This window comes from Thermopolyspora flexuosa (assembly GCF_006716785.1).
In the GTDB taxonomy this organism is placed as follows: Bacteria; Actinomycetota; Actinomycetes; order Streptosporangiales; family Streptosporangiaceae; genus Thermopolyspora; species Thermopolyspora flexuosa.
The window spans coordinates 2,738,879-2,763,437 of the sequence record NZ_VFPQ01000001.1 but is presented as its reverse complement, the minus strand read 5'-3'; the positions used below and the strand labels follow the sequence as shown (position 1 = coordinate 2,763,437).

The window sequence follows — 24,559 nt, the reverse complement described above, 5'->3', positions numbered from 1 at the left end:
CCGATCCGCGTCATCCCGCCGGCCGGCCCCTCGTCGCCAGGCCCGGCCGTCCGTCACGCCGAGGGCCGGACCGCCTCGAAGTAGCCCGCCAGCCGCCGGCGGACCGCCATGCGGGCCCGGTGCAGCAGCACCCGCTGGTTGGCGGGGGAGATCTCCAGGATCTCGCAGACCTCCTCCGCGGTGCAGCCCTCGAGGTCGCGGAGCACGAGCACGCTGCGCTGCCGCAGCGGCAGGCCGGCGAGCGCCAGCCAGATCTGCTCGCGCGCCTCGGAGGCGAGCACCTCGCCCTCCGGCGCGTCCGCGACCGGCCCGCCGTCCCGGCCGGGCGCCTCCCGCCGCGCCACGGGCGGCTCCCCGGCCGCCTGCTCGGGCACGAACACGCTGCTCCACGGCACGGTACGGCTCTCGCGGGCGCCGCGCTTCCGCGCCGTGTTGACGAGGATGCGGAAGATCCACGTCTTCAGCGAGGAGCGGCCCTCGAAGCCGCCGATCGCGCCGAGCACGGCGAGCCAGGTGTCCTGGACCACCTCCTCGGCGATCTCCGGTGTGGACACATACGCCCGCGCCACCCGCAGCATGCCCTGCGACCAGGTGTCGAGCAGCGTCGCGAACGTCGCCTCGTCACCCGCGCGCAGGGCCGCGATGACGTCGTCGTCCGGAGGCAGCTTCACGGTCGCCTCCTCCCGGTCGGCATTCGTGGCAATCATTGCATTGCCCGCCTAATCCGCTGTGTCCTCATTTGTGTACTTTTGCCGAGTTTTCGGCCGGGGTGGCGGAAACGGAATGCGCCCGGGCCCGTGCCGGCCGCCGCACCGGCGTTTAGGCCGGTGCCTGGGGGAACGGGTAATCACCTCACCTCAGGTGCGGGCCGGGCCGTACCGCCCGCCCGCCGGGGTGGCAGGACGAACGGCGAGCCCGTGGAAGGGGATGAACGGCGATGACGACGACACGACCGGCCGCGGATGGCCGGGTGGAGACGACGCCGCGGGCATCCGAGCAGGGCGTCGGCGACCTGGTCCGGCAGGCGACGGAGCAGATGTCCGGCCTGATCCGCGCGGAGCTCCGGCTCGCCGCGGTCGAGATGAAGGAGAAGGGGAAACAGGCCGGGGTCGGCGCGGGCCTGTTCGGCGGCGCGGGGGTGGTGGCGCTGCTCGGCGTGGCGGCCATCGTCACCGCGGTGATCGCCGGGCTCGCGCTCGCCGTTCCCGTGTGGCTCGCGGCGCTCATCGTGGGCGTCGCCCTGCTGGTGGTGGCCGCCGTGCTCGCCCTCGCCGGCCGCAGGCGGGTCGGCCAGGCCGGGCCGCCCGTGCCCCGGCAGGCGCTCGACAGCGCCCTGCAGGACATCCGGGAGATCAAGGAAAGGGCACATCGATGACGACGCGCGGAACCAACCGCGGCACGGGGACCGGCGCCGCCACCACCGAGGAGCGGACGGCGTCCGTCCCGGACACGCCGGTCACCGGCACCGCCGAGGAGATCGAACGCAGGTACGACGACTCGCCGGAGAGCCTGCGCGAGGAGATCGAGCGCACCCGCCACGAGCTCGGGGAGACCGTGGCCGCGCTCGCCGCCAAGACCGACGTCAGGGCACAGGCGAAGGGCGTCGCGCAGAGCGTGGTGAGCACCGCCGCCGCCCGGGCGCAGCACCTGCTGCACCCGGCGGAGAACCGGGCGGGGCGCATCGGCAAGGCGAGGATCCGCCGGGTCACGAGCCGGGGCGCGCAGATCGCCGAGCACGAGCGCGCCGCGCGCCGCGGCGGCATGATCGTCGCCGTGGGCGCCGGGCTCGCGCTGCTCGGGCTGCTGCTGTACGGCCGGCAGACCGGGGCGACCGGGATGATGGCGCGGCGGGGCGTGGGGCTCGCCGAGGGCCTCGCCCGCGGCACGCGCGGCCGGTTCGGCACCACCACCCGGTACCTGATCGGCGGCACCCGTCACATCGCCCCCGGCCTGGAGGTGCACACCGGCCGTGGCGTGCTCTCGCCGGGCCTGGCCCGGCGCATGGGGAGGCGGCGGGGCATGCCGGGCGGCACGCGCCGCATCGCTCCCGGGCTGCACGTGCGGTCGGGGCGTGGCCTGTTCTCGCCGGGCATGGGCCGTCGTCCGCGCAGGTCGGGCATGTTCGGCGGTACGCGCCGTATCGCCCCTGGGCTGGACGTCCGGACCGGGCGCGGAATCCTCCCGCCGGGCGTGCTCCCGGGCGTGGGGAGGCGGCCGGGCGTGCTGAGCGGTTCCCACCGCATCGCCCCGGGGCTCCATATACGGTCGGGGCATGGGATCTTCACCCCGCGTCGCGCCCGTCGCGTCACCCCCGGCCGTCTCGTGCAGGGCGGCGTCCGCGCCGCAGGCGGCCGCCGTCGAGGGGGGTGGCTGTGAGCATGCTGTACCGGATGCTGTCGCTCGTGGTCAGTCTGCTCGGCGGCATGGTGGCGGTGAAGCTGTTCAACCGCCTGTGGACCAGGACCCGCGGCGAGGAGCACGCGCCGGACGCCCGCGACCTCGACCGGGGCTGGCGCGAGGTGCTGCTCGCCGCCGGGGCCCAGGGCGCGGTGTACGGCCTGGTCAAGGCGGCCACCCGCCGGCTCGCCGCGCAGGGCGCGCACAAGGACCTCGTCAGGCACAGCCACACGGCGGGCCGTACCACCGGCACGACCCGCACCGAGGCCGCGGTGCGGAGGACGCGTGAGAGGGTTCCGGTCGGCCGTAAGGGCCGGTGAGGCCGGGGTGACCACCGGCGGCGACCCGCAACCTTCGCGCCCGGCCTCGCGGACCGGTCGCTGGCGGGAGGCCGCCCGGCGCACCCTGCGGGAGTTCAAGGAGGACAACCTGCCGGACTGGGCGGCGGCGCTCACCTACTACTCGGTGCTGTCGCTGTTCCCTGGGATCCTCGTGGTGGTGTCCCTCGTCGGGCTCGGCGGCGAGTCGCTGTCCCAGTCGGTGATCAACGAGGTCGGCGCGCTCGTGCCCGGCGAGGTGCGGGAAGTGCTCACCGGCGCGCTCAACGAGCTGCAGAGCGCCCGGCTCGGGGCGGGCCTCGTCGCCCTCGGCGGCTTCGCCGCCGCGGTCTGGTCGGCGTCGCGCTACGTGGCGGCGTTCATGCGCGCGTCGAACGTCATCTGGGACGTGCCCGAGGGGCGGCCGATCTGGAAGGTCATGCCGCTGCGGCTCGGGATCACCCTGGTGACGCTCGTGCTGCTCGCCCTGCTCGCGGTCGTCGTGGTGATCTCCGGTCCGGTGGCCCGGTTCGCCGGGGAGCTGCTCGGGCTCGGCCCGCAGGCCGTGGCGGTCTGGGACCTCGCCAAGTGGCCGGTGATCCTGCTGGCGGTCAGCCTGCTGCTCGCGCTGCTGTACTGGGCGGCGCCGAACGCGCGGCGGCGCTTCAGGTGGATCAATCCCGGCGGGCTGCTCGCCCTGCTGCTGTGGCTCGCCGCCTCGGCGCTGTTCGCGCTCTACGTGGCGAACTTCGGCTCGTACAACAAGATCTACGGCAGCCTCGCCGCCGTGATCATCTTCCTCGTCTGGCTGTGGATCGGCAACATGGCGATCCTGCTCGGCGCCGAGTTCAACGCCGAGCTGGAGCGGGCGCGGCGGATCGCGCGGGGCCATCCGCCGGACGCCGAGCCGTACGTGGAACTCCGCGACACCCGCAAGATCCCCGGGGCGGGAAGCACGGACGCCGCGGCGGGGAGCACAGCGGCCGAACGCGGTCGCTGACCCCTGCCGCGGCGTCCGTGCCGGCGGCCCCGGCGGGCGGCGGGCGCGCCGCCGCCCGTGCGGTCCTACTTGGACTTGGCCCCGTCGACCAGGATCTGCTCGAGCTTGACGTTGCCCTGCATCAGGTCGAACTCGCGCATGTTGTCGAGGATGCGCTGGATTCGGGTCGGGTTCACCGGGCTCGAGTAGATGCTCAGGCTCACGGCACGGGCGAGGTCGGGCTTGATCGTCGTGTACTGCGGGATCGTCTCGGCGACGATCGCCCGGTCGTTGGCGAGGTCATGCCCCTTGGCGAGCGCGCGCTGGAAGGCCGCGAGGGTCTTGGGGTACTTCTTCGTCCACTCGGTCGTCGCGGCGTACCCGGCGATCGGGAACTCGCGCGTCGCCCCCTGCGAGGTGTCGTAGATGATCTGCGCCCCGGTCGCCTGCGCGATGATCGTGGTGAACGGCTCGATCGCCTGGATCGCGTGGACCTTGCCGGTCATGAGCGCGTTCTGGAACTCCGGCGGCGGGATCTGGACGAAGTTCTTCTCCTCGCTCAGGGTCACGCCGTGCACCTTGGCCGCGGCACGCACGACCATGGAGGCGGCGCTGTACTTGGTGTTGACCCCGATCTTCTTCCCCTTCAGGTCCGCCGGGGTGCGGATCGGGCTGTTCGGCGGCACCATGATCGTGTGGGTGCCCGGCGCGCTTCGGGAGCCCTCCGCCACGATCTTCAGGTCGTACTCGCCGCTGCCGACCGCGTTGATGAAGGGGATGTACGCGCCGAGGCTGATGTCGAGCTGGCCGTTCTTCAGCTGCGGCATCGCCTCCGCGGCACCGGAGACCGTCTTGAGCTTGACGTCGAGGCCCTCGGCCTTGAACAGGCCGCGACGTACCGCGATCTCCAGCGGCGCGGCGTCCACGACCGCCATCGTGCCGACGGTGAGCTGCGTCTTCTCGAGATCGGCGGCGGGCGCCTCGTCCGAGTCGCCGCTACACCCTGCGACCGCCACCAGGGTGCAGACCAGGACGCCGATGACGTAGCGAGTAAGTCTCACGAGGCCTCCAGAGCCACGCGTTGTGCCATCCAACAGGACCTATACCGGGGAAACGGGTGGATCGTAGCGTATGAATTGGGGTATATGACCCTCTTTCAGGGCTTTCGCCGCAGGGTTCACTGTAGTGGGATTCAGCACCTCTCAATCTGAAAAGCGACGGGTGCGGCCCGTACGGCGCGATCCGGCGCCGATCAGGAGGGCTTATCCGCGGCACCACCCTACGCCCCTTATGTCACAGTCACGGCAACATGCCCCGAAGGTCGATACGCGGAGGCCGCGTCCGGTCCACGCGGACGCCACGTGCAGAATTGGACTCGTGACTTGCCGCTACCCCTGTGCACCGCGCGGCGCCGGACGCCGGGACGCCGCCGCGGCGCATCCCGCGGCCCCCGCCGGCACGGGGGAGGGATCGCGCTGACCCCCGAGGAACTGGCACGGGCGCTGCGCGCGGCCGGCGTCCGCGAGGTCGACGTCTCGGCCCGCCGCCGGGCCGAGTACTCCTCCGACGCGTCCCTGTACCGGGTGCCGCCCGCCGCCGTCGCCTTCCCCCGCGACGCGGAGGAGGTCGCGGCCGCGCTCCGGGTGTGCCGGGAGGCCGGGGTGCCGCTCACCGCCCGCGGCGCGGGCACCTCGATCGCGGGCAACGCGGTCGGGCCCGGGCTCGTGCTCGACTTCTCCCGGCACATGAACGCGGTGCGGTCGGTGGACCCGGAGACCCGGACCGCGGTGGTGGAGCCCGGCGCGGTGCTCGGCACGCTGCAGCGCGCGGCCGCGCCGTACGGCCTGCGGTTCGGGCCGGACCCGTCCACCCACGCCCGGTGCACGATCGGCGGGATGATCGGCAACAACGCGTGCGGGTCCCGCGCGCTCGCCTACGGCCGCACCTCGGACAACGTGGTCGAGCTCGACGTGCTCGCCGGGAACGGCGAGCACCTGGTGCTGCGCGAGGCCGGGGACGACGGGGCCGCGGCGGAGGGCACGCTCGCCGAGGTGCGGCGGGTGATGGCACGCGGCCTCGCGGTGGCCCGCACCGAGTTCGGCCGGTTCCCCCGGCAGATCTCGGGGTACGCGCTCGAGCACCTGCTGCCGGAGCGGTTCGCCCCGGCGCGGGCGTTCGTGGGGAGCGAGGGCACCTGGGGCGTGCTGCTCGAGGCGCGGGTGCGGCTGGTCGAGGCGCCCGCGCACCGGGTGCTGCTCGTGCTCGGCTACCCGGACATGCCGTCGGCCGCGGACGCGGTGCCCGCGCTGCTCGCGTACCGGCCGATCGCGATCGAGGGCATCGACGCGCGCCTGGTCGGCGTGGTGCGCACCCGGCGGGGCGGCGCCGCGGTGCCGCCGCTGCCACGCGGCGAGGGCTGGCTGCTCGTCGAGTTCGGCGGCGCCACCCCGCAGGAGGCGAAGGCGGCGGCCGAGGCGGTGCGCGGCGTGGGCGCCCTGGAGTCGCTCGTGCTCGACGACCCCGGGCAGGCCGCCGCGATCTGGCGGATCCGGGAGGACGGGGCCGGGCTCGCCGCCCGCAGCTTCGAGGGCAGGCCCGCGCACGCCGGCTGGGAGGACGCGGCCGTGCCGCCCGAGCGGCTCGGCGGCTACCTGCGCGAGTTCGACGAGCTGCTCGACCAGCACGGCCTGTCCGGCGTGCCGTACGGGCACTTCGGCGACGGCTGCCTGCACGTACGCATCGACTTCCCGTTCCACCGCCAGGACGGGCCGCAGGCGTTCCGCGCGTTCCTGCTGGACGCGGCCCGGCTGGTGGCCGCGCACGGCGGCTCGATGTCGGGGGAGCACGGGGACGGGCGGGCCCGCGGCGAGCTGCTGCCGCTGATGTACTCGGCCGAGGCGATCGACCTGTTCGCCGCGGTGAAGGCCGCGTTCGACCCCGGCGACGTGCTCAACCCCGGCGTGATCGTACGGCCCGCCCCGCTCGACCGCGACCTGCGGCTCAGCCCGCCGCCCGTGGTGCGCCACCCCGTCGCGTTCCGGTACCGGCACGACGGCGGCGACCTCGCCGCGGCCGTGCACCGCTGCACCGGCGTCGGCAAGTGCCGGATCCCCGCCCCGGGGGCCGGGCAGGTGATGTGCCCCTCGTACGTGGCGACCCGGGACGAGAAGGACACCACCCGGGGCCGGGCCCGCGTGCTGCAGGAGGCGATCAACGGGGCGCTGCCCGGCGGGCTGCGCGCCCCGGAGGTGCGCGAGGTGCTCGACCTGTGCCTGGCGTGCAAGGGCTGCGCCGCGGACTGCCCGACCGGGGTGGACATGGCCACCTACAAGGCCGAGGTGCTCCACCAGAGCTACCGGGGCCGGCTCCGCCCGCTCAGCCACTACAGCATGGGGTGGCTGCCCCGCTGGTCCCGGCTCGCCGCGCTCGCGCCGCGCGCGGTCAACCGGCTGCTCGGGATCGGGCCGGTGGCGGCGGCCGTGCGGCGGCTCGGCGGCATCGACCCGCACCGCCCGCTGCCCCGCTTCGCCGAGCGGCCGTTCCGCCGCTCGCTGCGCCGGGCGCGCGGCCGCCGGGGCGGGGCCGTGGCCGGGGACGGGCCGCCGGTGCTGCTGTGGGTGGACTCGTTCACCGACCACTTCGCGCCGGACGTGGCGCACGCCGCGATCCGGGTGCTCGCCGGCGCGGGCTTCGCGGTACGGGTGCTCGACCGGCCGGTCTGCTGCGGGCTGACCTGGATCTCCACCGGCCAGCTCGACGCCGCCCGCCGCATCCTCGGCCGGGCCGTCGCCGCGCTCGCGCCGTACGCGCGCGACCAGGTGCCGATCGTCGCGCTCGAGCCGTCGTGCGCGGCCGTGCTCCGCTCCGACGCCGCCGAGCTGCTCGACGCGCCGATCCCCCCGGTGGCGACGCTCGCCGAGTTCCTGTCCGGGCTGCCCGGCTGGACGCCGCCCGACCTGAGCGGGCTCACCGTCGTGGCGCAGCCGCACTGCCACCACCACGCGGTGCTCGGCTGGGAGGCCGACCGGGCGCTGCTCGCCCGCGCGGGCGCGACGGTGCGCGCGGTGGGCGGCTGCTGCGGCCTGGCGGGCAACTTCGGGATGGAGCGCGGCCACTACGAGGTCTCGGTCGCGATCGCCGAGACGCAGCTGCTGCCCGCGATCCGCGAGGCGGGGGAGGACGCCGTCGTGCTCGCCGACGGGTTCTCCTGCCGCACCCAGATCTCCCAGCTCGCCGGGGTGCGCGCGCTGCACCTCGCCGAGCTGCTCGCGGACGGGCGGACCGCGGCGGCGCCGGCGCGGCCCGGCCGGTGAGCCGGGCGGGCCGTACCGCGCGGGCGCCGGTCAGATCTCCAGCCGCTCCTCGATCTGCTTGAGGCGATGGCGGGCGAGGGCGAGGTTGGCGCGGTTGCGGTCGAGGGCGACGTAGAGGAACAGGCCCTGGCCGCTGCGGCCGGACACCGGGCGGATCACGTGGTACTGGGTGCCGAGCGTGATCAGGATGTCCTCGATGTGGTCGGTGAGCCGCAGCGAGTCCATGGTGCGCAGCTTCGCCTTGACCACCTCGGTGTTGCCGGCGGCGGCGACCTGCAGGTCGAGGTCCTTGTCGCCGCCGAGGAAGCCGAGCGCCATGCCGCTGTTGTAGTCCACGACGGCGGCGCCGATCGCGCCGTCGATCGCCATCATCTCCTTGAGCGAGGCGTCCAGGCCGGCCATGGGATCTCTCCAGTTCTCGACGTAGTCGGGTGGCCCCGGCCGGCTGGCCGGGGTGGGACGGCACCCGTCCGCGTGAGGGGACGGGCGGAGCGAATCGGCGCGGGCCGCCGGGCACGCCGGCGCCCGCCGCCGGGACCGCACCGCCGTTCGCCGGGCCGGGACCACGTCGCGGAAATCCCGTCGCCCGGCGAAACGGCGTGGGACGGCAGCGCGATCCGCTCCTCGTGGGAAGACCCGCCCCACGGTAGTGGGGCTCCGGTGAACGCCCCGTGCCGGAGATAGAGGAATGAACACCTTGATATCCGGATTTTCTGCCGTCAGCGCATAATTGCTCACTTTTGCGAAATCAGGAAATTAATTCATGTTGCCCCGAATGTCGGCACATGGGGAACTTGTGGGCACTACCCCTATTTCGCGTTTTGTGTCGCTTTCGCCTGTGGGAGAATGGCGCGATGGACCACTGCGAGGCACGGGTGGTGGCCGGGGTCGACGTCATCCCGATCTGCGACGCGGTCGGGCCGATGGGCGAACCGCTGCGCCGCCCCGTCGAGGAGACCTTCCGCAACGCGCGCCCGGACGACTGGACGGGACTGCCGACCACCGAGTGGATCCTCCACTTCCACGTCCACCTGCTGCGCGCGCACGGCCGCCTGGTGCTCGTGGACACCGGCGTGGGCGGCCACGACTCGCCCGCGGCGTGGTGGGCCCCGGTACCCGGCGCCCTGCCCGCCCGGCTCGCCGAGCTCGGCGTCGCGCCCGGCGACATCGACGTGGTCGTGCTCACCCACCTGCACAGCGACCACTACGGCGGCGCGGTCGGCGAGCACGGCCCCGCCTTCCCCAACGCCCGCCACCTGGTGCAGCGCGCCGAGGCCGACGCCGCCGACGACCGGGCCCGTGACACCCTGCTCCGCCCCCTCGCCGCCGTCCTGCAGATCGTCGACGGCTCGGCGGAGGTGATCCCCGGCGTACGGGTGCACCTCGCCCCCGGGCACACCCCCGGCCACCAGATCGTGGAGGTCGGCGACCTCACCATCACCGCCGACCTGCTCCACCACCCGGTGCAGCTCGCCAACCCGGCGGTGACCTACTGCTACGACGACGACCCCGAGCAGGCCGTGCGCACCCGGATCGAGGTGCTCGAGCGCGTGCGCGCCCGCGGCGGCGTGATCGCCCCCGCGCACTTCGCCGAGCCCTTCGTCGACCTGGCCGGATGGGCGCCCCGGAGCGGGGCCGTCGCCTGATCCGCCGCCCGGCCGCCGCGGCCTGAGGCCGTACCCGGGCCCGGCGCCGGGCTCAGTGCCGGACCACCGCCACCGGGCAGCGCGAGTGCCGCAGCACCGCGTGCGCCGTGGAGCCCAGGATGTGGCCGATGATCCGGCCCGCCCGCATGCCGACCACCACGAGGTCCGCATCGGTGGAGGCGTCGAGCAGCGCCCCGGCGGCGCTGTGCCGCAGGCAGCGCTCCTCGACCGTCACGTCGCAGAACCGCTCGGCACGGCCCGCGATCACCTCGGCGAGCAGCCGCGCCTCCTCCTGGCCGACCTGCTCGACGTCGTACAGCAGCGGCAGCATGTCCCCGGGCGCCCGCGACACCGGATGGGACCAGGCGTGTACGGCGAGCAGCGGGCAGCGGCGGGCGGACGCCTCGGCGAACGCGAAGTCGAGCACCGCATCCTGGCCGGGCTCGCCGCTCACCCCCACCACGATGCGGCCGTGCGGCGGGTTCGGGTAGGCCCCGACCACCACGACCGGGCAGGGCGCGTGCGTGACCAGGTACCGGCTCACCGAGCCGAGCACCAGCCGGGCGAGCGGCCCGAGGCGGCGGCCGCCCACGACGAGGAGCCGCGCCTCCGCGGCGCGCTCGCACAGCGCGTCCTCGGCCGGTCCCGGCGCCACCTCGGTGGTCACCTCGAGCCGGGGCCGTCCGGCCCGGGCGCGCAGGGCGGCCTCGCGCAGCAGGGACTCCGCCGCGCCGTCCGCGTCCGCCCGGACGAGGCCGATGGGGAACCGGGCGACCGCGTGCACCACCCGCAGCGGCGCCCGGTGCACCACCGCCTCCTGTCCCGCCCACGCGGCGGCGACCAGCGCGTGCTGGGTGTCGTCGACCCCGACCACGACCGGTTTCGCCGGGGCGCGCGAGGTCACCATGCCGGCCTCCGCGCCACCCGCGGCACACCCTCGGGCGTGCCGTCCGGTTCCCGCTCCGCGGTCATCGTCATCGACCCCCTTCCGGCCGCCGGGCGCCCGGCGTGGCCGCGAGGCCCGCGCCGGGCCATGCCTCTCGTGCTGCCCGGCCAGACCGCGGGCTCACCCGCGCGGGCGGGCCGGCCGCGCGGTCACAGCAGGGTGAGCTGCCCGGAGCCGGCGAGGGGGTCGCGGCGTTTCCGCAGGTGCCGCCAGCGCGGCAGGTCGTCGAGGTAGGACCAGGACAGCCGGTGGTGCGGGGTGGGGCCCAGCTCCTCGAGGGCACGGCGGTGCTCGGGGGACGGGTAACCCGCGTTGGCGTCGAAGCCGAAGGCGGGGTGCTCGGGGGCGAGGCCGGCCATGAGCCGGTCCCGGTGCACCTTGGCGAGCACCGAGGCCGCGGCCACGGTCACCGACCGCCGGTCCGCCCCCACCACGCACCGCACCCGCCAGGGCACGCCGAGGAAGTCGTGGCGGCCGTCGAGGATGACCGCGTCGGGCCGGTACGGCAGGGCCTCGAGCGCGCGGTGCGCGGCCCGGCGCAGCGCCTCGGTCATCCCCACCTCGTCGATCTCCTCCGGCCCCGACTCGCCGATCGCGTACCCGGCGAGCCAGCCCGGCAGGACCTCGGCGAACGCGGCCCGGTGCGCCGCGGTGAGCAGCTTGGAGTCGGTGAGCCGGACCGGCCGCCCGCCCCGCCCCGGCAGCTCGGGCGGCGCCGGCGGGCCCGGCATCGCGAGGGCGGCGCACACCACCACCGGCCCGGCCCAGGCGCCGCGCCCCACCTCGTCCACGCCGGCCACCCACTCCGCGCCGGCCGCGTGCAGCTCCCGCTCGATGCCGCCGTCAGCGGCGCGCCGTGCCGTACCGCCGGCCTCCGCCGATGCGGCCCCCGCCGGGGCCGTGCCGGGCAGCACGTCGCCGTGGTCCTCCATCGCATCGCCTCCCCGCACCCTCGATCGCGTCACCGCCGAAGCGTACGGCCTGCGGCGGCGGCCGATGCGGGAAACCCGAGGACGGCCGTACCCGGGCCGCCGCCCGGCGGCTGCTGCGGCCGGCGGCCCGGGACGGGGTCAGACGAGGGACAGGTGGACGGGCTCGCGCGAGCCCGTCGCCTTCGCGACGTCGGACGACGCGGCGGTCAGCAGCTTGCTCGCCAGGTCGGCGAGCGCGCGGGCGACGGCGAGCTCGTCGCCGATCTCGTGCACCATCGGGTCGGCCGGGTTCCGGCGGGCCTGGCCCACGCCGATCAGATGCTCCTTGTCCCTGCTGAACAGCACCGCGCGTGCGAACGTCTCGTTCCCTTCCTCCGTGATCTCGATCTCCATGCTCCACCGCTTGGTGTCCATGTGCGGACCCTCCCCCGGAATCGCGCCCGAAGCCATCGGCACGGCCCCGTCGCGGGCCTGGCCGTGCCGCACCGGGGCGCACATCGTTGCCGTGCGCCCTTCGACTGCCCCCCGGCGACGCGAACTCACCTGCCGCACCGAGATTCCGGAGCGGGCCGATCACCACCACGGCGCAGGAGGGATACCTGGGGACGGCCCTTGCTCGATCTATCGAGATTCGATAGGTTCCTATCGACTTACGATAGGAGGAGAGATGGGACAGCTGGCGGTGCTGGCGCTGCGGGTCGTGCTCGGGACGCTGCTCGCCGGGGCGGTGCTCGTGCAGGCGATGATCGTGCCGCTCCTCGCCACCGACCTGGAGGAACTCCCACCGGAACTGGCGTACCTGCGCATCCCGATCGTCCTGATCTTCTTCCTCGGCCTCGTGGCGGCCGAGGTCGTCATGGTCTGCGTGTGGAGGCTGGTGACGATGGTGCGGCGCGGCACGGTGTTCTCCCCCGGCGCGTTCCGGTACGTGCACATCGTGATCGGGGCCTTCGTGGCGGCCGCCGTCCTGGTGTTCGCCCTCGCGGCCTTCCTGGCGAGCGCCAACCATCGGGTCCCGGAGGACGCCGTGGCACCGGGCATCGTCCTGCTCATCTGCGGGGTCTCCGTGGGACTCCTGGGGGTCGCGCTCATCGTGCTCGTGCTCCGGATGCTGCTCGCCCAGGCGATCGCCCTCGACGTCGAGGCCGAGCGGATGAGGGCCGAGCTGGACGGGGTGATCTGACCGATGCCGATCGTCGTCGACATCGACGTGATGCTGGCCAAGCGGAAGATGTCCGTGGGGGAGCTCGCGGAACGCGTCGGCATCACCCCCGCCAACCTCGCGGTGCTCAAGAACGGCCGGGCCAAGGCGGTGCGCTTCACCACGCTCGCCAAGCTCTGCGAGGTGCTCGAGTGCCAGCCGGGGGACCTGCTGCGCTGGGAGCCCGACGGCGCCGTGGGCGAGTGAGCCGGGCCGCCACACCGGCGGTCCGCGCGCAGCCGACGGCACGCGGGGTGGGCGGCCGAGCGGCCTCCCACCCCGCGACACGTGTGGCCCGTGCCGGTCGGGCCGGGCCGCCCGGCCTGGCCCGAGCCGACGATGGTGACGCCGTCGCGCACCACCGCCAGCCCGGTCTCGAGGACCGTCTGCGGCGCGGTCTGCCCGGCGGCCTCGGCGAGCTGCCGTCCGGGAGCCGGCCGCGGGCCGGACGGAGCGGGCGCGGCACGCCATCACCGCCTGCCCCATCGGCGGACGGGGAGAGAACGCGTGCGCATTATTGGGAGCGCTCCCATGGCTGGTAATACCCGAAAAAAGAAGTAAATGGAGATAAAGCGAATGGCTCGAAATCCGATGAAGATAGCCGGATGAAAAGGACAGGCGGCCGTTTTCCTCGCGGGCGTGTCAGGGCAGCCAGCTCACCTTGCCGCGCAACAGGGCGTAGCCGACGAATGCCACCGCGTCGATCAGCGTGTGCGCCACCACGAGCGGCATCGCGCGCCGCCACCGCAGGTAGAGCCAGCCGAACAGCAGCCCCATCACCACGTTCCCGACGAAGCCGCCGAACCCCTGGTAGAGGTGGTACGCGCCGCGGATCACGGAGGAGACCGCCACCGAGCGCACCGGGCTCCAGCCGAGCTGGCCGAGGCGGTGCAGCAGGTAGCCGCAGACGATCACCTCCTCCAGCACGCCGTTCTCCGCGGCGGCGAGCAGCAGCACGGGGATGCGCCACCACACGTCGGGGAGGGCGCCCGGCACCACGGTGAGGTTCACCCCCGCGGCCCACACCGCGAGGTAGAAGGCGAGCCCGGTGCCGCCGACGAGCGCGGCGAGGCCCGCCCCGCGGAGCAGGTCGCGGCCCGGCTCGCGCAGGTCCACCCCGATCGTGCGCAGCGACTCGCCGGAGCGGGCGAGCAGGTAGGCGACGAGCGCCACCGGCGCGACCGAGACCGCGATGTCCGCGAGCTGCAGGGCGAGGTCGAGCCAGGGCCGCCCGGGGGCGCGCGAGCCGACCAGTACGGCCTGCTGCCCCTGCAGGGCGCGCGGCGCGGTGAGCGCGCCGATCAGCCGGATCAGCGAGAACAGCGCGGAGGCGCCGAGCGACACCGCGAAGACCACGAGGATTTCGGCCCCGAGCAGCCGGGGGCCGGGGAGGGTCGTGTCGATCTCTAGGCGGCGGGTGGGCATGCCAGGGAGCGTAGTGGGCGGGCGACGGCCGCGCGGAGCCGTACGGCCCGGCGGGCGGGACCTCAGCGCCAGTCGACGGTCTCGGCGAGCAGCCCGGAGTGCACCGCGACCGTGTCGGCGTAGTCGTGCATGTGCTCGCGCATGAGACGCTCGGCCTTGTCGGCGTCGCCCGCGAGGATCGCCTCGGCGATCGCCGCGTGCACCCGCCGCGTCTCCTCCCGGTTGAGGTCGGCGTAGACGAGGCCGGCGAGCCGGTCGGCGAGGATGTCCCGCACCGCGAGCGCCATGAGGTTGAGCGGCCGGTTGCCCGCCATGGAGAGGATGAGGGAGTGGAAGCCCTGGGCGGCCCGGGCCCACTCGTCGGCGTCGGAGGCGTCGAACCCGGCCTGCACCGCCGCGCGCAGCCGCTGGTCCCACTCCGGGTCGCGCCGCTCGGCCGCGAGCCGGGTGAGCAGCGGCTCGAGGATCAGCCGGGTGTCCACGAGCTCGGCGATCCGCACGCCGAGGGCCTGGAAGAACATGCTCGCCATGCGGCCGAAATCGCCACTGTCGACCTCGGCCACGACCGGGCCGCCGCCCGGCCCGGGCTTGATCCGGATGAGCCCGTGGGTCTCCAGGATGCGCAGCGCCTCGCGGAGGGAGGCGCGGGCGACCCGGTACCGCCGGAGCATCGCGCCCTCGGGCTCCAGCGTGCTGCCCGGCGCCAGGCGCTGCCGGACGATGTCGCGCACGATCTCCCGCGCGACGACGACGGAGACCTTCTCGGTCCGCCGCGCCCACGGCGGAGTGTGCGCCGCCTGTCGGGGTTCGCTCATGGTCGAGGGGCTTCCACTCTCGGGACGGGCTCGCCTAAGCGGTACGGCGGGCGGGCCCGGCGCGGGGCCCGCCCGCCGCCTGTCGTCAGCCCTTGGTGGCGCCTGCGGTCAGGCCGCCGATGAGCTGGCGCTCGGCGATCGAGTAGAACGCGAGCGCCGGGACCATCGCCAGCACCACGTAGGCCAGCACGCGGGCGGTGTCCTCGGTGTACTGACCGTTGAACTGCTGCACGCCGAGCGGGATCGTCCACCAGTCGACGTCGTTGAACACGACCAGCGGCAGGAAGAAGTTGTTCCAGCTCGTCACGATCGCGATCACGGACACCGTGGCGATCGCCGGGCGCGCCATCGGCAGCAGGATGCGCCAGAAGAAGCCGAAGGCGCTGCACCCGTCGAGCGTGGCCGCCTCCTCCACCTCACGGGGGATCGACCGGAAGAACGTCCGCAGGATGATGATCGTCATCGGCATGCCGAACGCGGCCTGCGGCAGGATGACGCCGAGCGGGTTGTCGAGCAGGCCGAGCATCCGCAGCAGCACGAACAGCGGCAGGATCGCCACCGCGAACGGGAACATCAGCCCGGTCGCGAACAGGGTGAACAGCAGCTCCCGGCCGCGGAAGGCGAAGCGGGCGAAGATGAACGCCGCCATCGCCGAGACCGCGACCACGAGCAGCGCCGTGGCGATCGCGATGAACGTGCTGTTGAGCAGCGGACGCCAGAAGAACGACGACTTGAGGATGTCGGCGTAGTTCTGGAAGTTCCACGGGTCGGGCAGCCCGAAGGGGTTGGTGGACAGCTGGCCGGTGTCCTTGAACCCGCCCAGGACGCCGTAGACGATCGGCACCACGATGAAGGCGCCGAGCGCGATGACCGTGGCGTGCAGGACGGTCGACCGGATCAGCTTCCTCCTGCCGGGGCCCGCCGGCCGGGCGTGAGTCGCGGCGCTCATCGCTGGTCTCGCATCGTGGTGATCGCTCCTTCGGTGTCCCGCCTCATCACCCAGCGCTGGTAGCCCAGCGCGAAGACGAGGCTGATGAGGAACATGGCCACGCTGATCGCGCTGGCGTAACCGAACTGGTTGCGCTCGAAGCCGAAGATGTACATGGTGACCGCCATCGTCTCCGAGGCGTGCACCGGGCCGCCGCGGGTGAGCACCCACACCAGGTCGAAGAGCTGGATGGTGCCGATGATGGACAGGAAGACGCTCATCCGGATCGTCGGCCCGAGCAGCGGCAGTGTCACGTGCCAGAACTGCCGCCAGGCGTTCGCGCCGTCGATCGCGGCGGCCTCGAGCAGCTCGTTCGGGATGCCCTGCCGGCCCGCCAGGTAGAGGATCATGTGGAAGCCGAAGTACTTCCAGGTGATGACCGCGAACAGCGAGTAGAGCACCGTGTCCGGGTCGGCGAGCCACTCCGCGGCCGCGCCCTCCAGCCCGATCGCGGTGAGCAGGCTGTTGACGAGCCCGTGCTCAGGAGAGAACACCATGGTGAACAGCACACCGGTGATCACCTCGGAGAGCACGTAGGGCGCGAAGAAGATGGTCCGGTAGATCGCCCGGCCGCGCATCTTCTGGTTGAGCAGCAGGGCGAGGCCGAGCGACAGGGGCAGCTGGATCAGCAGCGACAGGACGATCAGGATCACCATGTGGCGCAGATCGCCCATGAAGATCTCGTCGCTGAGCAGGCGCTCGAAGTTCTGCAGCCCGATGAACCGATCGCTGCCCGGCTCGGGCAGACCGCCCAGGCCGTTCCACTTGAAGAAGCTGAGGTAGCCGGCGATCAGGATCGGCAGCAGGACCAGCAGCCCGAACAGGACCAGGCCCGGGAGCAGGAACAGGACGATGGTCAGCCACATTCCCGCCCGTCGGCGGCGACGTTCCGACCGGAGGTCGGCGCCCCCCGTGGAGGGGGACGCCGACCGCTGCGGGTGTTGTTCTGCGGGGAGCGGGCGGGTGTCCTGGCGCCCGCCCGCCCCTCTGCGGATTCCGACCACGCGGGTTACTCGGCTTCCTTCGCCGTCTTGGTGATGGCCTGCGCGACCTCCTCGGGCGTCGCCTTACCCGCGATCAGCGCGGCCACGCTGTCGTTCACCTGGTTGCCGACCTCCGGCGGGAAGGCCTGGTCGAGGTAGAGCTGGAAGCCGGACGCGCTCGCCAGGACCTCGCCGAGCTGGCGGAGGTTCGGGTCCTCGAGGGCCTCCTCGGCGCCCTTCACCACCGGCTGGATCACGCCCTGGGCGGCGAGCTCCTTCTGCGACTCGAGGGTGGAGATGGACTTGAGGAACTCGATCGCCTCCGGCGGGGCGTCCGCCGCGACCGCGTAGCCGTCGGCGCCGCCGAACGCGATGTTCGCGTTCGCGTCACCGTTCGGAGCGTCGTCGACCGCCGGGAACGGGAAGAACCCGAGGTCCTCACCGAGGCCCTTGCCGGACGTCTCCTTCTGGACGCTCGGCGCCCACTGGCCCATCAGCTCCATGGCGGCCTTGCCGTTGCCCACCGTGGCGGCCTGGCCGTCGGGGGTGTTGTACTTGGCCGCGAGGAAGCCCTTCTGGAACGGCTCCAGCTCGACGAGCTCCTTCAGCTTCTGGCCCGCCTGGACGAAGGCGTCGCCGCTGAAGTCGCGGGTCTCCTGGGCCTGCTTCAGCGCCTCGAGGCCGCCGATCCGCAGCACCAGGTACGCCCAGTAGAAGTGGCCGGTCCAGGACTCGGCGCCGGCGAGGGCGATCGGCGTGATGTTCTTGGCCTTGAGCTTCTTGACCGCGTCGAGGAGCTCCGACCAGGTGGCCGGGGGCTTCTCGATGCCGGCCTCCGCAAAGAGCTTCTTGTTGTACCAGAAGCCCACCATGCCCGCGCTGAACGGCACGCCGTAGATCTTGTCGTCGAAGGTGTACGGCACCAGCGAGCTGCGGGTCAGGGTGTCGGACCAGGAGGAGATGTCGTTGGTGATGTCCTTCACCAGGCCGGCGTCGATCTGCTGCTTGAGCACGCCGCCGCCCCAGCTGTGGAAGATGTCCGGCAGGTCACCCGTCTGGGAGACCGTGGTCATCTTCGACTTGAAGGCGTCGTTCTCGATGGCCTGAACGTTGATCTTCACGTTCGGGTGGGCCTGTTCGAACTCCTTGGCCTGCTTCACCCGGAGCGACCGGAACGGCTCCTGGGTGCCGATGTGCCAGAAGTCGATGGTCACCTGACCGCCGGACGACTGCCCGCCGCCGGAGTCACCGCTGTCGCCACCACAGCCGGTGAGCACCAGCATCGAGGCCGCCGCCAACAGCGCGATACCGCGCCGACGCCACCTCATCGCATTCTCCTTCCTCACGTGCCCATCGAGGAACCGGCTAGGACTCCGGGCTGTGCTCCGGGGTGCCGGACGGTTCCTCGCGGGTGAGGCTCTCTATGTGGTTGGGGGACGGATGGGCCCGAAAGTCCGCTCTGAAACTTTCGGAAGGATTCCGATAGTTTCTGATGTCGCCGCTGACGCTACAGTCGCGTTTCCGCAAGGTCAACGCCCCGTTGTAGAGCTGTTACCAGGCAACGCAAATTTTCGTGCCGAACGCGGGTTCCGATGCCCGCGGCCTGCGGCGATGGGGGAGGGGTGCGCAGGCGCCCGGCCCGGCCTCCGGGCGCCCGCGGACGCGGCGGTCCTCGGCCGGCGTGCGCCGGTCGTCCAACGATAAAAGCGACAAAGGTAATAAAGAGGTATGAACTTCATGGGTCGGTGAGGCCGCCCGCGAACCCGGGCGAGTGGATCACCGCACACTGGGGAAGGAAGCCAGAGCGCGGCACGCGGCCCGGCCCCGCCGCGACCCGCTACGGTGCTTGCACAGCTGTCCAGCCCGATCCTCCGCCACCGCGACCCGGGCGCGGAGGACCCCCGAGAACCGGCGTGGAGGAGTTTCGATGGCGCACGAGCGTGCCGGACGGCCCGCCCAGCCCGCGGACCTGGTGGACGTGGCCCGTCTCGTCACCGCCTACTACACCCTGCATCCCGATCCCGCCGTACCCGAGCAGCGGGTGGCGTTCGGCACCTCCGGGCACCGGGGCTCTTCGCTGACCGCCTCCTTCAACGAGGACCACATCCTCGCCACCAGCCAGGCGATCTGCGAGTACCGCGCGATGCAGGGGGTGACCGGCCCGCTCTTCCTCGGCGCCGACACCCACGCGCTGTCCGAGCCCGCGCGGGCCACCGCGCTGGAGGTGTTCGCCGCCAACGGGGTCACCGTGCTCGTCGACGCCGCGGGCGGCTACACGCCCACCCCCGCGCTGTCCCACGCGATCCTCACCCACAACCGGGGCCGGACCGCCGGCCTCGCCGACGGCGTGGTGGTGACGCCGTCGCACAACCCGCCCACCGACGGCGGGTTCAAGTACAACCCGCCCACCGGCGGGCCGGCCGACACCGACGCCACCTCCTGGATCCAGAACCGGGCCAACGAGCTGATCGCGGGCGGCCTGAAGGAGGTCCGCCGCATGCCGTACGAGCGGGCGCTCAAGGCCGACACCACCGGCGGCTACGACTTCCTCGGCGCGTACGTCGACGACCTGCCCGCCGCGCTCGACCTGGACGCGATCCGCGCCGCCGGGGTGCGCATCGGCGCCGACCCGCTCGGCGGGGCGAGCGTGCGCTACTGGGGGGAGATCGCCGAGCGCCACCGGCTCGACCTCACCGTGATCAACCCCGAGGTCGACCCGACCTGGCGGTTCATGACCCTCGACTGGGACGGCCGGATCCGCATGGACTGCTCCTCGCCGTACGCGATGGCCTCGCTCATCGCCGGCCGGGAGGCGTATCAGGTGGCGACCGGCAACGACGCCGACGCCGACCGGCACGGCATCGTCACCCCCGACGGCGGGCTGATGAACCCCAACCACTTCCTCGCCGTGGCGATCTCGTACCTGTTCACCCACCGGGCGCAGTGGCCCGCCGCGGCCGCGGTCGGCAAGACGCTGGTGAGCAGCGGCATGATCGACCGGGTCGCGGCCGAGCTCGGGCGGCGGCTGGTCGAGGTGCCCGTCGGGTTCAAGTGGTTCGTGTCCGGCCTGCTCGACGGGTCGCTCGGGTTCGGCGGCGAGGAGAGCGCCGGGGCCTCGTTCCTGCGCCGCGACGGCTCGGTCTGGACCACCGACAAGGACGGCATCCTGCTCGCGCTGCTCGCCGCCGAGATCATCGCGGTCACCGGCGAGTCGCCGAGCGTCCAGTACCGGCGGCTGACCGAACGGCACGGCGAGCCCGCGTACGCCCGCGTCGACGCGCCCGCCACCCGGGAGGAGAAGGCCCGGCTGGCGCGGCTGTCCGCGGCGGACGTCACGGCCGGCACGCTCGCCGGGGAGCCGATCACCGCGGTGCTCACCACGGCCCCGGGCAACGGCGCCCCGATCGGCGGCATCAAGGTCTGCACCGAGAACGCCTGGTTCGCCGCCCGCCCCTCCGGCACCGAGGACGTCTACAAGATCTACGCCGAGTCCTTCCTCGGCCCGGACCACCTCGCCCGGGTGCAGCAGGAGGCGCGCGAGGTGGTCGCGGCCGCCCTCTGAGGGCGGGTTCCACGGCCGAGCCTTTCGCAGAGAAAGGTCAGGATTGGAGGCATATTTCCGGAATATTTCCCGTACGGTGATTTGCCTCTTGTCCGCCGGTGATCTGAGCGGCGATGATGGCGGGCACCGTGAACCGAACGCGGTTCGCCTACGGCCGGGCCGCGGCGCGGTCCGGCATGCCCGCTGAGGCGCTTGCGCACGAAGCCGGAGGGATGAGCATGAAGACCAAGGCAGCGGTGCTGTGGGAGTACGGCTCGGACTGGAGCGTCGAGGAGGTCGAGCTCGACGATCCGGGCCCGCACGAGGTGCGGGTGAAGCTCGCCGCCAGCGGCCTGTGCCACAGCGACGACCACGTGCGCACCGGTGACCTGCAGGTCCGGCTGCCCATGGTCGGCGGGCACGAGGGCGCCGGCGTGGTCGAGGCGGTCGGGAGCGCGGTCACCACGGTGAAGCCGGGCGACCACGTGGTGCTGATGTTCGTGCCCGCCTGCGGCCGCTGCCGGTGGTGCGCGACCGGCCACTCGAACCTGTGCGACCTCGGCGCCTACCTGATGATCGGCGAGGAGATCGGCGGCGGCTTCCGCATCCACGCCCGCGGCCAGGACGTCAGCACCATGTGCATCCTCGGCACCTTCAGCCCGTACTGCGTGGTGCACGAGACGTCCGTGGTGAAGATCGACGACGACATCCCGCTCGACAAGGCGGCGCTGGTCGGCTGCGGCGTCACCACCGGCTGGGGCTCGGCGGTCTACCTGGGCGAGACCCGGCCCGGCGACACCGTGGTCGTGGTCGGCATCGGCGGCATCGGCGCGGCCGCGCTGCAGGGCGCGCGGCACGCCGGGGCGAAGTACATCATGGCGATCGACCCGGTGCCGTGGAAGCGGGAGATGGCCCTCAAGCTCGGCGCCACCCACGTCGCCGAGAGCATGGAGGCGGCCCTCGAGCCGCTCGTCGAGCTCACCCGCGGCCAGCTCGCCGACGTCGCCATCCTCACCGTCGGCGTGGCCCGCGGCGCGCACATCGGCCCGCTCATGTCGCTGGTCGCCAAGAACGGCCGGGCCGTGGTCACCGCCGTCGCCCCGCACTACGAGGAGCAGGTCAGCCTCAAGCTGCACGACCTCACCTTCTTCCAGAAGCAGCTGCGCGGCGGCCTGTTCGGCGGCGCCAACCCGCGTGCCGACATCCCCAAGCTGCTCGAGCTGTACCGCAAGGGCGACATCCTGCTCGACGAGATGATCACCCGGACCTACACGCTCGAGGAGATCAACCAGGGCTACGCGGACATGATGGAGGGCAAGAACATCCGCGGCCTGATCCGCTTCGACGACTGACCGTCCCGGCCGTCGCCCCGGGCCCGCGGCCGCGGGCCCGGGTACCGCCACGGGCCACCGCGCCCGTGCCGCGGGAGAAACACGCGATTCGGGAGAACCGCCGCGACCGGGCACCGGACCTGGCACAGTAGGCCTGGAGGGGGAGACCAACCCAGGGCCTGGCAGGTCCGGTGCCCCGGCGGAGGGGGAGGATCGGTGCGCGACGGCTGGGCGAAGGACGCCGGTTCGAACACCGTGTCGAACACTGTGTCGAACACCGCGTTGGACGCCGCGTTGGACGCCGCGTCGACGGACACGGCACGGTCCGGGGATGCGGCCGCCCGGGGGGAGATCCGGCGGCACCCGGGGTCGCCGTTCACGGTGGAGCCGTGGTGCGTGCGGGAGACCGAGCTCGACCTCAACACGCTCGCCCAGAGCGAGTCGGTGTTCGCGCTCTCCAACGGGCACATCGGCCTGCGCGGCAACCTCGACGAGGGCGACCCGCACGGCCTGCCCGGCACCTACCTCAACTCGGTCTACGAGATCCGGCCCCTGCCGTACGCCGAGGCGGGCTACGGCTACCCCGAGTCCGGGCAGACCATCATCAACGTCACCAACGGCAAGCTGATCCGGCTGCTCGTCGACGACGAGCCCCTCGACGTGCGGTACGGCACGCTCCACTCCCACGAGCGGGTGCTCGACATGCGCGCCGGCACCCTGTTCCGGGACATGACCTGGACCTCGCCGGCCGACGACACCGTGCGGGTGCGCTCCACCCGGCTGGTGTCGCTCACCCAGCGCGCCGTGGCCGCGATCTGCTACGAGGTCGAGCCGATCGGCAAGCCGCTGCGGCTCGTGGTCCAGTCCGCGCTGGTGGCGAACGAGTCGCTGCCCCAGCCCGGCAAGGACCCACGCGTCGCCGCCGCCCTGGAGTCGCCGCTGGTCTGCGAGGAGCACGTGGCCCGGCGGGCCGGCGTGATCATGGTGCACCGCACCAAGGTGAGCGGGCTGCGCGTCGCCGCCGGCATGGACCATGTGATCGACAGCCCTGCCCCCACCGCGGTCGAGGTGGAGAGCACCGAGGACGTGGGCCGGGTCACCATCGCCTGCGTGCTGCGGCCGGGGGAACGGCTGCGCCTGGTGAAGTTCGTCGCCTACGGCTGGTCGAGCCAGCGGTCCCGGCCCGCCCTGCACGACCAGGTGGTGGCCGCCCTCGCCGGGGCGAAGCGCACCGGCTGGGAGGGCCTGCTCGCCGAGCAGCGGGCGTTCCTCGACGAGTTCTGGGCCGGGGCCGACGTCGAGATCGAGGGCGACGACGAGGTGCAGCAGGCGGTGCGGTTCGGCCTGTTCCACATCCTGCAGGCCGGGGCGCGCGCCGAGCGCCGCCCGATCGCCGCCAAGGGCCTCACCGGCACCGGCTACGACGGCCACACCTTCTGGGACACCGAGTCGTTCGTGCTGCCCGTGCTCACCTACACCCGGCCGTCCGCGGCGGCCGACGTGCTGCGCTGGCGGCAGATGACGCTCCCGCTCGCCGCCGAGCGCGCCCGCCAGCTCGGGCTGCCGGGGGCCGCCTTCCCGTGGCGTACCATCCGCGGCCAGGAGTGCTCCGGGTACTGGCCGGCGGGCACCGCCGCGTTCCACATCGGCGCGGACATCGCCGACGCGGTGCTCCGCTACGTGGACGCCACCGAGGACGTGCGGTTCGAGCGGGAGACCGGCCTGGAGCTGCTGGTGCAGACCGCCCGGCTGTGGCGCGGCCTCGGCCACTACGACGCCCAGGGACGGTTCCGCATCGACGGGGTGACCGGGCCGGACGAGTACAGCGCGCTCGCGGACAACAACGTCTACACCAACCTCATGGCGCAGCGGAACCTGCGCGGGGCCGCGGACGTGGCCGAGCGGCACCCCGACGTCGCGGCCGACCTCGACGTCACCCCCACCGAGATCGAGTCGTGGCGGCAGGCCGCCGACTCGATGTACATCCCCTACGACGAGCTGCGGCAGGTGCACCCGCAGAGCGAGGGGTTCACCGACCACGCGGTGTGGGACTTCGAGCAGACCAAGCCCGACCAGTACCCGCTGCTGCTGAACTTCCCCTACTTCGACCTGTACCGCAAGCAGGTGGTGAAGCAGGCCGACCTCGTGCTCGCCATGCACGTGTGCGGGGAGGCGTTCACCTTCGAGCAGAAGGTGCGGAACTTCGCCTACTACGAGCCGATCACCGTGCGCGACTCCTCGCTGTCCGCGGGCACCCAGGCGGTGATCGCGGCCGAGGTCGGGCACCTCGAGCTCGCCCACGACTACCTGGGCGAGGCCGCGCTCACCGACCTGCACGACCTGCACCGCAACACCCGCGACGGGCTGCACATGGCCTCGCTCGCCGGAGGCTGGATCGCCGCGGTGCAGGGCTTCGGCGGCATGCGGGCAAGCCGGGGGCGGCTCGACTTCGCGCCCCGGCTGCCGTCGGCGATCACCCGGCTCGCCTTCCGGGTGCGCTACCGGGGGCGGCTCATCCGGGTCACGGTGACCCCGCAGGAGGCGGTCTACGAGCTGGTCGAGGGCGAGCCGTACGAGATCGGGCACCACGGCGAGCGGTTCATCCTCGGCCCGCGCGAGGTGCGCCGGCCGATCCCGCCCGCGCCCCACCACCCGCGGCCCGCCCAGCCGCCCGGCCGCGAGCCGCGGCGGCGCGGGGCCGTACAGGAGGCCGGGTCCTGAGCCGGATCGGGCCGGTCGCGCCGG

At 73.1% G+C, this 24,559-nt stretch carries 22 protein-coding genes; 11 read left to right on the top strand and 11 right to left on the bottom strand.

Translation table 11 applies throughout. The features are described 5' to 3' along the window. Window positions 1–53 precede the first annotated feature (53 nt). Window positions 54–671 (bottom strand): RNA polymerase sigma factor, encoded by a 618-nt coding sequence (locus FHX40_RS11665; protein ID WP_229788212.1) that lies wholly within the window; start codon window positions 669–671, stop codon window positions 54–56. A 266-nt stretch (window positions 672–937) separates the two neighbouring features. Here FHX40_RS11665 and FHX40_RS11660 point away from each other — a divergent pair, with 266 nt between their 5' ends. Genes FHX40_RS11660 through FHX40_RS11645 form a run of 4 tightly spaced genes read left to right on the top strand, consistent with a single transcriptional unit; the run spans window position 938 to window position 3,714 of the window. Next, window positions 938–1,375, top strand: coding sequence for a phage holin family protein (locus FHX40_RS11660; RefSeq protein WP_142259624.1), 438 nt, complete (start codon window positions 938–940; stop codon window positions 1,373–1,375). Continuing rightward, complete coding sequence (locus FHX40_RS11655) at window positions 1,372–2,376, top strand: DUF3618 domain-containing protein (protein ID WP_142259623.1); 1,005 nt, start codon at window positions 1,372–1,374, stop codon at window positions 2,374–2,376. The genes FHX40_RS11660 and FHX40_RS11655 overlap by 4 nt, the downstream gene beginning before the upstream one ends. A gap of 2 nt (window positions 2,377–2,378) precedes the next feature. Further along, the gene (locus FHX40_RS11650) at window positions 2,379–2,717 is read left to right on the top strand and encodes a DUF4235 domain-containing protein (RefSeq protein WP_142261726.1); all 339 of its coding nucleotides are present in this window, start codon (window positions 2,379–2,381) and stop codon (window positions 2,715–2,717) included. Then, entirely contained in the window at window positions 2,683–3,714 is a 1,032-nt protein-coding gene (locus FHX40_RS11645; RefSeq protein WP_142259622.1) for a YihY/virulence factor BrkB family protein, read from the top strand. Before FHX40_RS11650 ends, FHX40_RS11645 begins: the two co-directional genes overlap by 35 nt. A 65-nt stretch (window positions 3,715–3,779) precedes the next feature. Here FHX40_RS11645 and FHX40_RS11640 read toward each other — a convergent pair whose 3' ends face one another. Further along, window positions 3,780–4,754, bottom strand: a complete 975-nt coding sequence (locus FHX40_RS11640) for an ABC transporter substrate-binding protein (RefSeq protein WP_142259621.1) — start codon at window positions 4,752–4,754, stop codon at window positions 3,780–3,782. A 321-nt stretch (window positions 4,755–5,075) separates the two neighbouring features. Here FHX40_RS11640 and FHX40_RS11635 point away from each other — a divergent pair, with 321 nt between their 5' ends. Beyond that, the gene (locus tag FHX40_RS11635; protein WP_229788210.1) at window positions 5,076–8,006 is read left to right on the top strand and encodes an FAD-binding and (Fe-S)-binding domain-containing protein; all 2,931 of its coding nucleotides are present in this window, start codon (window positions 5,076–5,078) and stop codon (window positions 8,004–8,006) included. Window positions 8,007–8,036: 30 nt separating this feature from the next. Here FHX40_RS11635 and FHX40_RS11630 read toward each other — a convergent pair whose 3' ends face one another. Then, window positions 8,037–8,408 carry a hypothetical protein gene (locus FHX40_RS11630; RefSeq protein ID WP_142259620.1) on the bottom strand — a complete coding sequence of 124 codons (372 nt, stop codon included), beginning with the start codon at window positions 8,406–8,408 and terminating at the stop codon, window positions 8,037–8,039. Window positions 8,409–8,860: 452 nt separating this feature from the next. On the opposite strand from FHX40_RS11630, the gene FHX40_RS11625 reads away from it, so the two are divergent. Then, window positions 8,861–9,652: an MBL fold metallo-hydrolase gene (locus FHX40_RS11625; protein WP_229788208.1), complete on the top strand. Its 792-nt coding sequence runs from the start codon at window positions 8,861–8,863 to the stop codon at window positions 9,650–9,652. 52 nt (window positions 9,653–9,704) lie between these two features. On the opposite strand, the gene FHX40_RS11620 is transcribed toward FHX40_RS11625, so the two are convergent. From FHX40_RS11620 to FHX40_RS11610, 3 genes are all read right to left on the bottom strand, one after another. Continuing rightward, the gene (locus FHX40_RS11620; RefSeq protein ID WP_142259619.1) at window positions 9,705–10,559 is read right to left on the bottom strand and encodes a universal stress protein; all 855 of its coding nucleotides are present in this window, start codon (window positions 10,557–10,559) and stop codon (window positions 9,705–9,707) included. 188 nt (window positions 10,560–10,747) lie between these two features. Continuing rightward, entirely contained in the window at window positions 10,748–11,530 is a 783-nt protein-coding gene (locus tag FHX40_RS11615; protein WP_142261723.1) for a ribonuclease HII, read from the bottom strand. Window positions 11,531–11,668: 138 nt separating this feature from the next. After that, window positions 11,669–11,944 (bottom strand): DUF1876 domain-containing protein, encoded by a 276-nt coding sequence (locus FHX40_RS11610; RefSeq protein WP_142259618.1) that lies wholly within the window; start codon window positions 11,942–11,944, stop codon window positions 11,669–11,671. Between the two features lie 253 nt (window positions 11,945–12,197). On the opposite strand from FHX40_RS11610, the gene FHX40_RS11605 reads away from it, so the two are divergent. Both FHX40_RS11605 and FHX40_RS11600 read left to right on the top strand, forming a co-directional pair. Further along, a complete protein-coding gene (locus FHX40_RS11605; protein ID WP_142259617.1) occupies window positions 12,198–12,713 on the top strand; it encodes a DUF2975 domain-containing protein in 516 nt (171 codons plus the stop codon). A gap of 3 nt (window positions 12,714–12,716) precedes the next feature. Continuing rightward, window positions 12,717–12,938 carry a helix-turn-helix domain-containing protein gene (locus tag FHX40_RS11600; RefSeq protein WP_142259616.1) on the top strand — a complete coding sequence of 74 codons (222 nt, stop codon included), beginning with the start codon at window positions 12,717–12,719 and terminating at the stop codon, window positions 12,936–12,938. Window positions 12,939–13,373: 435 nt separating this feature from the next. On the opposite strand, the gene FHX40_RS11595 is transcribed toward FHX40_RS11600, so the two are convergent. The 5 genes from FHX40_RS11595 to FHX40_RS11575 form a co-directional block, all read right to left on the bottom strand. Next, window positions 13,374–14,156 carry a CPBP family intramembrane glutamic endopeptidase gene (locus FHX40_RS11595; RefSeq protein WP_142259615.1) on the bottom strand — a complete coding sequence of 261 codons (783 nt, stop codon included), beginning with the start codon at window positions 14,154–14,156 and terminating at the stop codon, window positions 13,374–13,376. 62 nt (window positions 14,157–14,218) lie between these two features. Then, window positions 14,219–14,971: a FadR/GntR family transcriptional regulator gene (locus FHX40_RS11590; protein WP_142259614.1), complete on the bottom strand. Its 753-nt coding sequence runs from the start codon at window positions 14,969–14,971 to the stop codon at window positions 14,219–14,221. A gap of 85 nt (window positions 14,972–15,056) precedes the next feature. Beyond that, window positions 15,057–15,920, bottom strand: a complete 864-nt coding sequence (locus tag FHX40_RS11585) for a carbohydrate ABC transporter permease (RefSeq protein ID WP_142259613.1) — start codon at window positions 15,918–15,920, stop codon at window positions 15,057–15,059. Further along, on the bottom strand, window positions 15,917–16,825 hold the full coding sequence (locus FHX40_RS11580; protein ID WP_142259612.1) for a carbohydrate ABC transporter permease: 909 nt from the start codon (window positions 16,823–16,825) through the stop codon (window positions 15,917–15,919). Before FHX40_RS11580 ends, FHX40_RS11585 begins: the two co-directional genes overlap by 4 nt. A gap of 143 nt (window positions 16,826–16,968) precedes the next feature. Further along, window positions 16,969–18,270, bottom strand: a complete 1,302-nt coding sequence (locus FHX40_RS11575; RefSeq protein WP_142259611.1) for an extracellular solute-binding protein — start codon at window positions 18,268–18,270, stop codon at window positions 16,969–16,971. A gap of 599 nt (window positions 18,271–18,869) precedes the next feature. Here FHX40_RS11575 and pgm point away from each other — a divergent pair. From pgm to FHX40_RS11560, 3 genes are all read left to right on the top strand, one after another. Beyond that, window positions 18,870–20,504, top strand: coding sequence for a phosphoglucomutase (alpha-D-glucose-1,6-bisphosphate-dependent) (pgm, locus tag FHX40_RS11570; protein WP_142259610.1), 1,635 nt, complete (start codon window positions 18,870–18,872; stop codon window positions 20,502–20,504). Window positions 20,505–20,722: 218 nt separating this feature from the next. Beyond that, window positions 20,723–21,835 carry an NDMA-dependent alcohol dehydrogenase gene (locus FHX40_RS11565; protein ID WP_142259609.1) on the top strand — a complete coding sequence of 371 codons (1,113 nt, stop codon included), beginning with the start codon at window positions 20,723–20,725 and terminating at the stop codon, window positions 21,833–21,835. 195 nt (window positions 21,836–22,030) lie between these two features. After that, the gene (locus FHX40_RS11560) at window positions 22,031–24,535 is read left to right on the top strand and encodes a glycoside hydrolase family 65 protein (protein ID WP_229788204.1); all 2,505 of its coding nucleotides are present in this window, start codon (window positions 22,031–22,033) and stop codon (window positions 24,533–24,535) included. The last annotated feature ends 24 nt before the right edge of the window (window positions 24,536–24,559 follow it).